We start from the raw sequence: 15,450 nt of genomic DNA on the forward strand, positions 1-15,450 counted from the left end.
TCCAAAATCTGACTAACTTAGATTAAGCGGAGATGGGTTATCAGGACTCTAGGAGCGCGGGGACTATTCAACCCTCGGTGATATCTCATCCTAAATCGCCCACCAAGAACTTTCTCTCCAGCCCCTTTCTGCGGGAATTCTTCCTGATCCAATCCTTAAGGCTGTTAATGATGAAAGCCTTTTGCGCGCCGATGCCATAAAGTGGCCTTGCAGGTCATCTGCTAGTTGAAATAGTCTCCAATGGGCCAAGCAGACCGAATGCTGGTGTTAGTAAGAGAAAGCTCTTACTCCTCGCGCTGTACGCAAGCCCCGAGCTGAAGTAAGGAATTCTTTAGCCATGAATACTGCTGGACATACTCTTATGGATTTGAGCTGGGATGCAGATCAGCTTCGGGTGATCAAGGGGGATACGAATGCTCGACTTATTGTCGAAGCGGGCCCCGGAACTGGAAAGACGGCTGTCGCTTGCGCGCGGCTAGCCTATTTGATTACTCAAGAGGATCTTGAACCCAGCAACACTTGGATGATCAGCTTCACGAGGACCGCAGTAGCGGAAATTCGTGCGCGGTTGCACTCTTACGTTGGCGATGCATCCTTTGCTATCCGGATTGCGACCGTTGATTCGCATGCGTGGTCCATCCACTCCGGGCATGACGATAATGCCAGGCTGACGGGATCGTACGAAGAGAACATAGATCGAGTCATCGAGCTGTTGAAAGCTGACCTAGATGTGGCAGACGAGCTGTCTCAGATAGAGCACGTCGTGATTGACGAGGCGCAGGACCTCGTTGGGCGGCGAGCGGACCTGATCGAGGCTCTGGTCGAGCGGTTGCCTTCGGACTGTGGTGTCACGGTTTTCTCCGACGAGGCCCAAGCAATCTATGGCTTCTCTGACAACAGCATCGGGCGTCGTAAAGGGGGGGGCTCCGATCCCGGTCAGTCGCTGCTCGGCCGTTTGCGTGACGAGAAAACTCTTGGTTTCACTACGCTTGCCCTGAAGGAGATTTATCGTACTTCCTCTCCCGGACTTCAGAAGATTTTCTCGGAATTGCGCCAGGATGTCCTCGACAAACAAAAGCACCGCGACGGATTGCATGCCGAGACAGCGGAGAGAATCCGGGAGCTGGCCGACAAGAGCGGGCTAAAGTGGAACACTATGGAGGTCGCCAGCTTCACCAGCGACGATCTTCTCCTATTCAGAACTCGTGCTGAAGTGCTTATGGCCTCGCAGTTTTGTGAGCTTCCCCATCGGCTGCGACTATCAGGGTATGGCGGAACCCTGCCGGCTTGGCTGGCGATCTGCTTTTTTGATTTTGTTGAGCCATTCCTCGCAGAGCGGCATTTTCTCAGCCTCTGGGCCACGCGAATTGAGGGACAGGCCGCGCCTCAGTATGGGCCTGCCGAAGCTTGGCGGCATCTCATGCGCATTGCAGGACGCCAAGACGGGGCCATCGACATACAGAAACTGAGGCGGCGGCTTGGCCAGGCCCGCCCCCCGGTAGAGTTGACTCTCCCGGAGTACGGCCTTCACGGACCGATCGTAGGAACGATTCACGCGAGCAAAGGACGAGAGGCGAGCAACGTCGTTCTGGTATTGTCGAATAGTGCGAAATTCGAGTGCATTGAAGATGAGGTCGAAGAGGCCCGTGTGCTTTTTGTCGGAGCCACGCGCGCGCGCACATCCCTCGTTGTTGGGGAGTCTGGCTCCGTCAGAGCATCAATCTTGCGATCGGGCCGAGGTCATCGCTCGACGAGAAACCGCCAGTCGGTAATGGTCGAGATTGGCCGTGACGGCGATATAACGTCGCGTGGACTTGTCGGGCGTAGCGAGTTCAGCGCAGCTGATGCCTCGGCTGGCCAAGCCTTTCTGACTAAGGTCGCCGATGTTGTCACCACCTACTTTCTGGAAGCCGATCCGGATCTGGATTGGCGCTACAGAATCCATACTGGCAGCGATGGCCTCTGTGTTGGTGCATTGTCGCGCAATCTTACGTACGACCTCTGGGAGATACTTGCGAACAGAAATCAGAGGCAAAGCCATAGGCCGCCGAGGAGCGTGAAGCATGTAAGAGGTCAGGGCTGTGCAACGATCGTTCTGAGCCCCGATGACAGTGATCTCGAGACCCTGCATGAGCCTTGGGCCTCTTCTGGTTTCGTCCTTGCGCCGAGAATTGCGGCGTTCCCCCCCTTCTACTTTCACGGCCGGAGGTAGCGCCCATGCAGGAAAAATCGCAGGACAGAGATATCGTTGCCAAAAGGCTTGCCGAGGACTTGGTCGGGCCACGTACAGAGGGTGAGGAGCTTACGACACGTCCATCCGACGTCTATCTCACCGGCATCCTCTGGCCCCAGCGCACGGCAATGTTCGGGGAAGATGATGAGCGACTTGGGTCTGCGGGAGCTGGTTCGGGCGAGGAGAGCGACGGCGAGGCAGAGGTAGTCAGAACTGGGTCGCTCCAAAAACCGTCCGTGGCAGGCATATCGTTCAGCGTTGCCTCCAGCGGCACACCACGAGTGCGAGTCATCTGTAGCTTCGCCACTTACCGGATCGAAAAGCTCAACGACGTCGATATTTGGGTTCGACAGCCACATAGTGTCGATATTCCAAGTCTCGATCTATCGGTCGGCCCGACGCGTGTGATCGCGCTTGCCGCGCTCAGCGAGGGGCTACCCGACGTTTCGCTTAGTATCCGATCCATCAACGCAGCGGATGCCGTCTTAGCTACTCTGACGCTCGTGAATTCGGTCGTGCCGGAGCAGGACCGAAACCAGATCGAAGCCGCATCGCTCTTCCAGACGGAGCTTCGCATTGAGTCCTGTGAGGGCACTCTTTTGGTACCGAAGCCTCCTAGGCGTGTCATCTCGCTGCCTCAAGCAGGAGGTGGGGGGACCGGCTCAGTCAGCGACGAGGAAAGCGGGGCACTGCTATACAGGAACGTGGCGGAGTTCGCTGTTGGGCACGTCTGCTCGGCCGAATGGGAGCCTGACGACCATGCAGCCGGTGTTCGACCCAGTGCACTATGGGTGGGAACGACGTGGCTTCCCTCTGCTATCGTCGAGAGCGTCGATCCGAATGGTCATGTCTTCTTTTCGGAGATTGGAAAGGAGCGCGGAGCCTTCGACCCGCTTTCAGCTGAATCTCTGGCTTCCGCCGACATAACATCCCTCCAGCAGGGACTGCAACTCTTCTGTGGTACCTACGAGCGCTGGATACGAGTGCAGCGCGAGCGACTCGATAATGTGAGGGAGGTGAGCTCCGAGCTGAAATATGTTGCTGAGGCACATCTTGCCCGATGTGAGGAGGCGCTTGAGCGCATCTCGGCATCTGTTCTCGAACTCGTTGCTAATCCGCGGCTTCGGAGAGCATTTCAGCTGGCGAATCTGGCCATGCACTTGCAGCACTCGTGGGACAGTTCCAAGAGCCGAAACGGTCCCCTGCGCTGGCGTCCTTTTCAACTGGGGTTTCTTTTGCTGAGTGCACCGTCCTCAGTTATCCGTGAACACAAGCATCGAGAAATCATGGATCTCCTTTGGTTCCCCACCGGGGGAGGCAAGACCGAGGCCTATCTCGCACTGATCGCATGCATTGCTGTATATCGTCGGCTCTCCGAAGACCCGGCTGACCATAGTGGTGTCTGCGCCCTTATGCGCTACACACTACGACTACTGACGACGCAGCAGTTCGCACGGTCTGCGGCCATGATATTGGCATTAGAGGCGATACGTTCTGGCCGGGCGGTGTCTCCTGATGGCTTGCCACTTCAAGGTGATGCGCCATTCTCGATTGGCCTTTGGGTCGGAGGAGATGCAACCCCCAACAAGCGCGCAGATGCATTTGCTTCTCTTCGAGGTGCGTCGGAGGTCGCATCGCCGAAGCAGCTCACTTGCTGCCCCGCATGTGGCGAGAAACTGCAATGGTCGATGGGGAGTGCAACCTCGCCCGTTGACGCGGAATGCACGAATAGCTTGTGCATGATATGCGGTATTTTGCCTGTCTTTACAGTAGACGATGATGTCTATGACAACCGGCCTACGTTGTTGATCGGAACTGCCGACAAGTTCGCGCAGATCGTCCGCGAGAAGAGAACCAATAGGCTGTTCGGTGTTTCAGATGGATCCCCACCTGATCTCGTCATCCAGGACGAGCTGCATCTTATCTCCGGTCCTCTCGGGACGATCGCTGGATTATATGAGACTGCATTTGACCTGATGTTCGCTGCGCGCGGATATCGCGCAAAGGTCATCGGCTCTACAGCAACAATTCGTCGGGCGTCAGAGCAAGTGCTGGCACTGTTTGATCGTGAAGCATTTCAGTTCCCCCCGCCAGCAATTGATCACGACGACTCCGGCTTCGCAGTCCGAGATCGACGGCCAAAAGCGATGGGAAGACGCTATCTCGGTATCACCACGGCCGGTAGATCGGCAAAGTTCACCCTACAGGCCGTTGCAGGCTCTCTGTTGCAAACTGCTTTCGCGGCATTCAGCGATGATGTTCGCCGTGATGCTTACTGGACGCTTGTCGGGTATTTCAACTCTATTCGGGAGCTTGGTGGCGCGCTTGTCCTCATGCAGGACGACGTTACTGACAGTATCGCCCTCTACGCTAACGCGCGCCTCGAAGAGAAAAGACCCCTCAGCAACGTTGAGGAGCTAACTTCCAGAAGAACGCAGGAAGAAATCCGTGGGATGCTAGAAGTGTTGGGCATTAAAGTCGGGCTTCCTGGCGCAGTCGATGCGGTGCTAGCGACGAATATGGTCAGTGTCGGCGTGGACATTTCCCGGCTAGGACTGATGCTGGTCAATGGGCAGCCCAAGACCATAGCCGAATACATCCAGTCCACCAGCCGCGTCGGTCGGGGGGAGGTGAGCGGGCTTGTGGTGTCTGTGCTTAATAACGCCAAGGCGCGGGACCGTTCACACTTCGAGACGTTCTGCAGTTGGCATCGCACACTCTACAGGGATGTGGAGGCAACGAGCGTCACCCCATTCGCCTCACGAGCTCGCGATAGGGCACTGCATGCAGCGCTAGTGGCTGCTGTACGCCATCTTGTTGGCGACATGCTCGACTCTCCACGAATGGATGATGATGCAGAGGACGAGGCTATGGATCTCATCGACCTGATCGTCGAGCGCGCGAAGCGGGTCGACCCCGAGGAGACGGCCGTTAGGGAAGAGCTTGAACGCCGTCTTGACACATGGAGAGCAAGATCCCCTGCGGTGTACTGGAGCGACTACAAAGGAGGAGGATCCCTTCTCCAGAGTGCAGAGCGCGCCGCGGCTCGTCGAGCTGCCAACCGCGAAACAGGAGCTGCTTGGCCAACCCTCAACTCCATGCGGACCGTCGAAGCTGGAACCCCTTTCAGGATGGCCCCTGTTCTCAGAGCAAAGGATGACACGCATGAAGAATGAACTTCAGGATCTGCGACGTAGCGCAGTTGTTTCAGCTTTTGGCCCAGGCTCGGTTGTGGACTTCAGGGCTGGTGGGGGAGCTGTTTCGGGCATAGCAGCTGGGTTGGAAGAATGGGACCGCTCCTTTCCTCCTGCTGGGCTGGCCCACTCGCAGGTGACCCGCGAGCCACGCTTGCAGAAGATGCTTGGTGTTAAAGGCTTCAGGACTCCTCCTGTCACGCTTGAGCGGAGGAAAGATGACGAACCAGATACCCGGCGTCTTGTCGCCGTGCGTTTTCCTAAATGGCTGCAATGCCCACGCTGCGACATCATCAAGCCGGAACGCCGATGGGCAAACGATCCAGGCGAAGCCTATCGCTACTGTCCGACTTGCACCGAAAAGTCTCCCGGACTCGGCAAGGTCTTCGTCATCCCGGTTCGCTTTGTTATGGCTTGCAAACATGGTCACTTAGACGAGTTTCCTTGGGACTGGTGGGTGGCGCACAAGTCTGAGTGCTCAACTTTGAAGCGTGATAATCCGGATCGCCATCCCGGTCTGGTGCTTCGAGCGGAAAGCCCAGGGCTTGCCGGTCTCATTCTCAGTTGTCCAAAATGTGGCGCGCGTCGGTCGATGGACGGCGTTTTCTCGAAGCAAACATGGAAGCAAGGTCCGAAGTGTCGGGGGCATCGACCATGGCTGAGCGACGGCGACGAAACATGCGGCAGGGAGCAGTATGCCGTTCAGCGAGGTGCATCCAACCTGTACTTTGCGGTGACAGAATCAGCTCTCAGCATCCCTCCTTGGTCTGACCGTCTTCAGGAAGTTCTGGGAGAATGGTGGAGTTCTTTCACGAATCTTGATGACCCGTCGAGGCTGGAGGAGTACATCGGGTTCCTTGCCAAGGGGGATTTGGAAAGCATTCTGCGGGAACTGAAGATGTCGCCGGCGGAGTTGGCAGATGCGATCCGGATCCGCCTCACGTCGTACGAGCAGTTGCAAACTGACGACCTGCGTCCGGCAGAATATCGGCAGTTCGTCACCGAACTGGGTCGCAGTCGGACCCCCGACTTCGAAACCCGTAGAGAAGTCGTATCCTCAGAAGTAGCTCCTTGGATCTCCCGAGTGGTGCGGGCTGTGCGCCTCCGTGAGGTCCGTGCTATCAAAGGGTTCACACGAATCAACCCGCCGGGCGATCCGGACTCGCCCGAAGTAGCACGGCTCTCCAAGGTTCCGCTTGATTGGCTACCGGCGATCGAGGTTCGTGGTGAAGGCATCTTCCTTGCACTGAGTGAAAAGCGGTTGTCCGATTGGGAGGCTCGATTCGATGTCATTGCGCGAGTCGCCGAGTGTGAGGCTCAGCACCAAGCGCACTGGAAGGAACGGTACGGAGACGAAGCAAAGTTGCCTCAGGAAATTACCCCGAGATACATGCTCTGCCACACCCTTGCACACGCCCTTATGCGTCAGCTGACGCTGGAGTGCGGCTACTCCTCCGCATCGCTGCAGGAGAGGATTTATGCCGGGATTGGCGATGAGCGGATGGCTGGGCTTCTGATCTATACCGCGACACCAGACTCGGACGGAACTCTTGGTGGTCTTGAGCGGCAAGGAAAGGCAGGGCGTATCGAAGGCATTCTGCAGCGTGCAATCGACGCGATCGAGTGGTGCTCATCCGATCCACTTTGCATTACGGATATGATGGGGGCGATCAACAGCTATTCTCACTCAGTTTGCCATGCCTGCTGTCTTGCCCCCGAGACATCATGCGAAGCTTTCAACAACTTCCTTGACCGCGCTCTCTTGGTCGGTGACGGGACAGGTTCAGGACTGGGATACTTCGAACACATGCTTAGGAGAGGCTGATGGCTGTGCTCTGGCCGAGGAATTTGCCACGTTCGGTATTGGATGATTCGAAGCGCCGGGCGGAGGTTCAGGTGTACAACCGCCTCGCCGAGGTTCTCGACGACACCTATCATGTCTTTTACTCGAGTCCTTGGCTGGGTACCGATAGGTTGGGAAACGAAAGGGACGGCGAATGCGACTTCCTGATAGCACACTCCCGCTACGGCATCCTCGCGATTGAGGTAAAAGGGGGAAGGGAAATTTCGTTCGACCCGGTGGATGCTCAGTGGCGCAGTACAGATCACGGTGGCTTCGTTCACAAGATCAAAGATCCAGTGTCGCAGGCTCGTAGCGCAAAGCATGAGATTCTTAAGCGACTTAATGAATCACTGAGGGGGGCAAAGCGTGCGATACATGCTGCTCATGGAGTTATCTTCCCTAGTGCAGGGTCTCCTCGTGGCGATCTCGGAGCTGATCGCCCAGCCTACATATTCTGCTGTTCCAATCAGTTTCAGCACGGCCTGCAAGAGTGGGTCGCGGACAGGCTGAAGGAAGGACAGCGACCTGACAACTGTGAGTCTCTCGGCCGCGACGGTATAGCGGCGCTGGAGAGATTGCTGGCCCATCCCTTCACTCTAAGTTTCCGGATCGGCGCCGCACTTGCGGAAGCTCAAGGCGAGTTTCGTGTCCTTGAGCCTTCCCAGTACTATATCCTCGACGCCATCGCGGATATCCCTCGGGCACTGATTCAGGGGGGGGCAGGCACAGGCAAGACTGTAGTGGCAATCGAAGAAGCGCTGCGGTCCGCCGCTACTGGCAAGAAGACCCTCTTGACTTGTTATAGTCGGCCGCTAGGAATTGACCTTGAACGAAGACTGAAAGCCGTAGAGAACCTAACGGTCGCCGGCTTTCATGTGCTGTGCGGGCGCATGGCAAATCAGGCAGGTGTCCATACACCTACAGTCATCAGCGAAAGGGAACTCTATGAGAACGTGCTGCCTGAAGCCCTCTACAGTGCGATGGAAATCAAGCCTGCGCTTAAGTGGGATACGATCATTGTCGATGAAGGCCAAGACTTCCGTGCCGAATGGTGGGTCGCGATCGATGCCTGCCTGAACAGCAATGGTCTCCTACGAGTTTTCATGGATAGCAATCAGCGGGTCTACGACAGCGCTGGAAGTGGTGTTCATGATCTGAGTGTGGTTCCCGTTCGGCTTTCCCGAAATCTCCGCAACACAAAGAACATTCATAAGGCTGCTTCGGTGCATTATTCGGGCCTTGAGATAATTGCCGATGGGCCCGAAGGTCTCGAGGTCTGTTGGATCAACGCTGATAATCCAAGGGCGAAAATTGAAGCTGCGTACAAGGAGCTTCGACGGCTCGTAAATAACGAGGAGGTGGCTCCTGGCGACATAGCTGTCCTTGTCAATGGGACTGCTGCCCGAACAAGCTTTCTCGAAAAAAGCAGCGGAACAAATATTCCGCTTACAGACGCTGAAACAATGGTGTTAGAAAACGTCGTCGTTGATACCGTGCGACGTTTCAAAGGGCTGGAACGTCCCGCAATAATTCTTATCGTCAGCGGCGACGAAATGGAGCGTCGCGAACTGGCGTATGTCGCATTCTCGAGAGCGCGGGCTTATTTGTGCGTTGTGTGTTCCGTAGATGACGCACGGTGGCTTTCAGAAACGGAAAGTCGCAACGATTGACGGACTCCCCAAGTGGCTTCCATATGTAACAACAAGTAAAAGGCTTGGCTGCCCATGCGAGTGCTCATAACGGGCCTGCTAGGACGGATGCACCATGTGATACGCACCTGATTCTATAGTATTGGGATGTATGCTTTTGGCGGGTTTCTTTCGGTGAGCGATGGAACTGGTGTTCGAAAGCTGCTGTACCTGAATGGCTACTCGGCCGAAACTGTTTATCGAACATGGCCAATATCTCGACAAATGTCGTTTCCAGCAGATGGCTTGAGCGGAACGCGGCAGGTTCAGAAGGTTTGGGTTGCGGAAATGGTCCAAGATATGCGGAAACGATCGAGAAGGCGGAGTACCAATCCCGAATTCCAGAAACGACAAAGCCCTGAATATTCAGGGCTTTGTCGTATAAAGATGGCGGAGGCGATGGGATTCGAACTCATGGACCTAGTACAGTCGACAGTTTTCAAGTCCATGACTAAAACAGTAATTTCAATGGGTTATGACCCCAAGTGTTCCGCTTTGATTGTGTGCAAACGTCACTTTGTAGGCCGTTAACGGCCAGAAGCAGTCGCTCAGCAGTTATTTGGATTAACCGCTTTAGCCTGTGAGATAAGGTTGTGTAGCACCATTACTGCTGCGACTGGCTCTATTCCTCCGCCCCAACTGCCAGAGCATCACTCCAAAGCCTGTCGAGATCGACGTCCTCGCTGGCAGGTTGCTTACCATCTAGCAGTCTATCCACCTGGATGACCATCGGCAGCTCAAAAGCAGTACCAGTGACCACGCAACACCCTTGTGAGAGTCCCGGGATGAGGCTACGAGACAGAGAATCCAGCGTAGATATTGTATTGTCGATCAAGTAAAGATCCCGATCATTCACCAAGCGGTGAATGAAGAAATTGTGTAGCTGCGAGACGATTGTGGGCGAGATATCAGCTGGACGCTGGCTGGCGATGGTAATGAACATCCCAAACTTGCGCCCCTCCTTGATGATCTCTTCGAACTGTTCGAGCCGATAATCCTTCCAGGTTTCACTTTCTCTCGCAGACTGATCGGACAGGATGTTGTGTGCCTCATCGACGATGAGATGGATGGTCCGGTCGGGCGGATTGGTGACCGTAGCCTTGTGACTGTTGTAGTAGTGCTTCGCGAACAGTAGAGGCAGAACCTTCTTAATCTCGTTGTTACAGCGGCGCATCGAGATGACCGTGAGCAGCCGCTCATCTGGTGCCTCATCCGAAACAGACAACACTTTACGCAGGTTGTCGAGTGAAGACTCGACGCGCTTCAGAAGTGGCTGAATATGCTCAAACTGAACGTATCCGGCGTTCAGATCTGACATCAGCTGCAAGTTGACGCGTAGCACAAGCTGGTCAAACTCATCGAGGCCTGCGGCGTCTAACGTTTCTACAATTGAAGCGATATCCGCCGCGTACTGTGCGCCATCGGTACCTATGAACCGCCCTTGGTAAGTGAAGCGCCCGCCAAGCCGGTGCCAGACCACATCCGCCAGCATGTCTTGGACCTGCTGATTTCCCATGAGCCGCGAGACGGTGCGCATCAAATCCAGCGTCGCCGTCTTGACCTCTCCGGCGCAGAACGAAGTGTGGAACATCAGCTTCGCATAATTCGCGAGTGCCCTAGGAATGGCTCTATAGCGTTCCCTGCCTGAGATGACACGGTTGAGAAATGGCCTTTGCGTGTTCGGGGTAGCCTGAAAAAGCAGAGCCATAGTCTCGAGCTGCCAGAATTCCTGCATTGCCAGCGGAAACCGTGAAGCTAGATCGTTCAGGTTTGGAGCGGTAAGCGTGGACAGTTGGTAGACGGTTTTGTGATCCGCAACGACGAGCTGCTCACCGCCGTACTCACCATTAAAATCCAAGATGACGAAACGGCTCTTACCTGTAATGAGAGGCAACTTTTGGTCGAAAAGAACAGTGTAGAGCTTTGCCAGAGTGTTCGACTTGCCGCTTCCGGTATTGCCGAAGATACCGATATGACTGTTGAAGAGTCGCTTCCACGGCAACCCAACCGCGATTTCCTCTTTCAGCATAGTCCCAATTCTGAAATCACTGTCCGCCTTGCGGTCGAAGATGGACCTGATTTTCTCCTCGGGAAGCAGGTAAGCCCCATCCTGGATCATCGGTAGATATTTGATGCCCTGAGTGAAACCAGAACGGTCGAAGTATCCAATCGGCCTAGCCTCTACCTTTCGTACAAACGTTTGCCGACCATCATGCATCTCAGTGCGGCTTTCATCCAGATACTCGCCTTCGACGATGCAGATGATTTCGCGGAAGCCACGCTGAATGGATAGGTATTCGCGGATTGAGACTCCCTTGTATCTCTCTCCTTCATAGAACAGGGTTTCCTTGCTCGACTGTTCATCTATCTTCAGAACCAATTTTGTTCCTTGGACGGCGATGACCTCGCCAACGCGAATACTCATATCTGATTCTCGAGGTCTGCGTCGGCCATAGGAATAGCCGCTGGAGCTATGGGCGTAGCCGGTGCAAGAGCCGTAGCCTCCGGCCAAGCCAATACCTGCTCATTGAATGCGGTAAAATCCATCACCCCACTCTGCAGCATGAGGCACTTGACGTTACGGTTGCCCTTGAATTTTTCCTCCATTTCGGCGTGCCCAGCTTGGCTGTAACAGCAAACAAACACCTGCAGCCCCGGATTGGAGAGAGAACGCATGACGAGGTTGAGGATATGCTCGTCGGCAAACGAGAACCCGAATGTGATGAGTACGGCGTTTGGTTTCTCAAGCTCATAACTGAGCAGCCGCAGCATTTGATAGTAATGCTCCTCGTAGACCGTCTCGTGGAACTTCCACTTGGTCGGGTTGACGATAGGAATCTGTTCATATCTGTCCCAGAACGACACCAATTCTTCATTGGAAAAATCTGTGACAGGGACATCAGCAAGCATCGATGCAGGGTTAGTAAGCGCAGCCGAAAATGGTTGCAACATCGCCATAGCGTCAGCATCCAGCAGACTTTCGCGGCTAGACAGGTCGTAGCCAACCTGAATCGCGGCATCCGACTTGCTCCAGTAGACCGACCCATGCAAATGGATCAGATTGATTTGAGGAATGCTGCTCTGATGACGGCCGAAGACACCGGCTTGGCAAAGGTATGACCCGAAATTTCGGGCCTGTAGCATGCGCTGGGAGAATCCTCGAGCACCGTCATTTAGCACGAAGTCAATGTGGCCCTCCTTGATAAGCGCGTCAGCCACGAGCGGGAAGCAACCGTCATAGTTCGTCGTGAACACATTGCAACGGCGATCCAGCGCTTTGCGCCGCTTTACCATTTCGAGTGCTGTCGTAAGGAAGGTGCGGTAGTTCTTGATAACCGTGGCACCTGCTTCTTCGGCCACCGCCTGTTCCAGGCTAATTTGCTCGGCAGGGCGGATACAACTGGCGTAGTAGTGCATAAACAATGGAATGAGACGCCGGTCGCCATCGCGTTCGAACTTGGTGGCTAGATCCTCCAACGTGTAGCGCGAGTTGCCCTCTCCAGTCTGGACCTGCAGCTGGAGGGTCGGGAGCAGGCCGAATGATGCTCCTGATCCGAAGAGGAAGTTGATGTCTTGATTGTAAATATCGCCGATAGAAATCACTGGCTATCCTCCCTGGCTGCGCATAATGACGAAAGGAGACGATACATCTCGCAGTGGGCAGAGTGCCACTGGGGAGGCCATGAATAACTGCGGCGCTAAAGACACGGCCCCTGTGGCTGACATTAACCGCTAAGCTCGAGCGACAGCTAATGGCCAGTTCCTGCCAGTCATCTGCTGGAATGCGCGAGTCGCCGCCGTGGCCCAAAAGGGGGGAGCACGTTAATCGGAAGTAACCGTTTCAATCAGCTTCCGCCACGTGATTTTCGCCATAATGGCGTGCCCTGCGAGATTGTCATAGAAGTACACTTCCTCCTTTGGATCTGAAATGGGGACTAGCAAGCCGGTCATGCCTTTGTCGATGCATCCAGTGCCAATGGTTCCATCCAGTTGGCGGATGACTGCTCCGTGATGGTTACCAGCATCGTACAAAGCTCGAATCCCTGCTTTGAGCCAATCCCAGTCGACTGCAGAGATCGGAACCGCTTTTGCCTGGTGAAAAACCAAAGGGATAATGATGTCGATACCTTTCAAAATCTGCTTGGGAAACTGAGCAATCAGCTCATCATCGGGCATCGCATCGACCGCAGTCCCCACTGACGTTTCGTCGTGACAAGACCCAATATCAAGATAGGGGGAAAGATAGTCTGCAAACGCCTTGTAGGCTTCACTGCGGACTTGATACCCCACGCTGGCCGCAACCTTCGGGATCGCTCGCTTCATGATTTCACGGAGCTCACCAAGCATGTGCCCTCGGGGCTCTGGGGGAAGCTGATAGCCTAGTCGTAGAGCCAAGTCTCCAAACAGAAATGGTCCGCTGCACCCGAGTTCAAAGCAATGCTGATGGAAAGGATGGTCATCCCCAAGGAGGTGGGAAAAAATCCAGAGTCTCATCGCCTCCGCAGCCTGCAGCCTTTGCTGGGGATTATTCGTCAGGGTAGGAATTGGCTCCTCAATATCATCAGTTCCGGCACTGATTTGCTGCATTTCAATCGCGTAACGAAGCGCTTCGTACTGAGACCAGCAAACGAACGGTTCTAGTTTCAACGCCGCAGCTTCGCTGGCCGCTGCATTCCTCAGAGCTATGATAAGTGTCCCGATAGCGGTACCAGCTTTGAACGCGTCGCTACAACTTATCTGTCCTCCTGAAAATGGAGTGCCTTGCGCGAGATTTTGGATAAGCGGAAGTGCTACGTCTGGATCTGTCCAGTCCAGATCATTATGCCCGATGTAGGGCATATACCGGTCGCGAACGCTTGGGTTACAGACAAACTTCTGGGCGTATTGTCCGAGGCTGCCCCAAAACTCGAATCGTCTCGGCAGGGCTTGCATGCGCAGAGCCTTGAGTTGCATCTCCCAGCTAAATGCGTCGCCAAGCTCAAGATCGTAGCGATGAGAGAGCAGAGTTCTTGCCTCATCGATGTGTGCAAAAACGGAGTTTGGTACCAAGCCGGGCATATCGTCTAGGTTTTTATCGAAGAAGAGTGCGATGTCGGAATCGCGCTGAGGCAAACCATGGTTTCTCCACCATGCATACATCGCGTATGGATCAATGCCACAAAGGGTTAAGCCCCAGACACCTCTCCCCATACCGTTAACATCTTTCCAGAGCATCATGAAGCCGTGAGACCCGGCTCGATCACCAGCGCGAGCTATCACATCCATGGCGGTAATGACTGACCTCGGCGGCCAGTTTTCGTCCATGTCTGGGTCATCTTCTGCCAAATACAGGTTAATGGTCTGTAATGCGTCGGGGGCGAGTGCAAGGCTTCCGGTTAGGTGCCAAGCTTCCGGGAGGTGGCAATTCAGACTTAAATTCTTGCCGGGTACATCGATAGCAAGCTTGAGGGCGAGGCATCGTTTGCCCGACCACGCATTCAATGCGCCAACCGCGTGGTTCAAAAGGGTCGACCACTCAGTGGCTACCACCACGAAACAGATATCGTAGTCACCTACAAATGGCAGAAGGTTTCTCAACTCCTGCTCATAGCCTCCCAGTTCAGTGACTGTCTGTCGCTCAGTCTCTGCTGCTCTCTTGATCTCGAAAACAACCAGCGTTCTTGACTCCGGGTTGAAGCAAAGAATGTCCGGTCGAAGCACCTCTCCAGTTGTAAGAGAGATGCTCATATTGACGGACATGATTTCTAACAATGTCAGCTGATTGAGCACATGCTCAGCTGCGTCTGCGGAGGCTAATCTGGATCTATAGTCGATACCAAATGAGGGTATGAAGTGGGCCTGGCGCACGCCTTCGGCTATTGATACCAAGTCTTCCTTTCCAGCGATAGCGTCATACAAACCCTCGCTTTCGATCAGTTGTACCAGCCAGGCTGCAACCTCGCTTTCCAGTGGTATCGACGATGCGCTCATGAGTCTTCCTTGGGAACGGAACTGAGATTACAACGATAGCGATAATTTTGAAGTTAGTCGCACTCCATGGCGAATTCTGTAGTAGGCGTTTCAGATGTAGGTCTGCTTCTGGCCGGAATCAATCGTTACTGAGCGTCCGCTTCTGGCCGAAAGCCGCCGTTACAGTTTAGTGCAAAAGTAGGGCATATTTGAGGCCGCTTGGGTCCACTGGACGCCAACGGCGAAGGGCAAAAGCGCCGTTTTCGGTGGCCTAAAGCGGCCTGCAAGATTGCAGAAGGGGCTCGAATCCCTATCCATAGAATCAGTGACATCATTCAATCAAAGGGTGCCGATTTCTAGGGATGGTATACGAGTCACCAAGACGGATTTACGAACACCTCTAAGAAAGCCTCCACACCTAGCCTAGGTGTGGGGCTCTACTGACTAAAACGGCGTCAAAAGATCCATTCCTAAATGAAGGGCATTGCTCCACGGAACACGAACTGATGACGAGCGAAGGTTATGACATCATTATCGCGTTAT

General features: G+C 54.6%; 7 protein-coding genes. 4 read left to right on the top strand and 3 right to left on the bottom strand.

The genetic code is table 11. The features are described 5' to 3' along the window. Positions 1-337: 337 nt before the first annotated feature. Genes AC0Z5Z_RS22215 through AC0Z5Z_RS22230 form a run of 4 tightly spaced genes read left to right on the top strand, consistent with a single transcriptional unit; the run spans position 338 to position 8,940 of the window. The gene (locus tag AC0Z5Z_RS22215) at positions 338-2,212 is read left to right on the top strand and encodes a UvrD-helicase domain-containing protein (RefSeq protein ID WP_485611650.1); all 1,875 of its coding nucleotides are present in this window, start codon (positions 338-340) and stop codon (positions 2,210-2,212) included. Positions 2,213-2,217: 5 nt separating this feature from the next. Beyond that, positions 2,218-5,409 carry a helicase-related protein gene (locus AC0Z5Z_RS22220; RefSeq protein WP_485611651.1) on the top strand — a complete coding sequence of 1,064 codons (3,192 nt, stop codon included), beginning with the start codon at positions 2,218-2,220 and terminating at the stop codon, positions 5,407-5,409. Continuing rightward, on the top strand, positions 5,399-7,252 hold the full coding sequence (drmB, locus tag AC0Z5Z_RS22225; protein WP_485611652.1) for a DrmB family protein: 1,854 nt from the start codon (positions 5,399-5,401) through the stop codon (positions 7,250-7,252). The genes AC0Z5Z_RS22220 and drmB overlap by 11 nt, the downstream gene beginning before the upstream one ends. Then, the gene (locus AC0Z5Z_RS22230; RefSeq protein ID WP_485611653.1) at positions 7,252-8,940 is read left to right on the top strand and encodes a nuclease-related domain-containing DEAD/DEAH box helicase; all 1,689 of its coding nucleotides are present in this window, start codon (positions 7,252-7,254) and stop codon (positions 8,938-8,940) included. The genes drmB and AC0Z5Z_RS22230 overlap by 1 nt, the downstream gene beginning before the upstream one ends. Positions 8,941-9,580: 640 nt before the next feature. On the opposite strand, the gene AC0Z5Z_RS22235 is transcribed toward AC0Z5Z_RS22230, so the two are convergent. From AC0Z5Z_RS22235 to AC0Z5Z_RS22245, 3 genes are all read right to left on the bottom strand, one after another. Further along, positions 9,581-11,383: an ATP-binding protein gene (locus tag AC0Z5Z_RS22235; protein WP_485611654.1), complete on the bottom strand. Its 1,803-nt coding sequence runs from the start codon at positions 11,381-11,383 to the stop codon at positions 9,581-9,583. Then, the gene (locus AC0Z5Z_RS22240) at positions 11,380-12,561 is read right to left on the bottom strand and encodes a hypothetical protein (protein WP_485611655.1); all 1,182 of its coding nucleotides are present in this window, start codon (positions 12,559-12,561) and stop codon (positions 11,380-11,382) included. Before AC0Z5Z_RS22240 ends, AC0Z5Z_RS22235 begins: the two co-directional genes overlap by 4 nt. A 219-nt stretch (positions 12,562-12,780) precedes the next feature. Beyond that, positions 12,781-14,928, bottom strand: coding sequence for a hypothetical protein (locus AC0Z5Z_RS22245; protein ID WP_485611656.1), 2,148 nt, complete (start codon positions 14,926-14,928; stop codon positions 12,781-12,783). Between the last annotated feature and the right edge of the window lie 522 nt (positions 14,929-15,450).

Source organism: Pseudomonas sp. 1L-E-NC-VB-C3 (assembly GCF_057291535.1).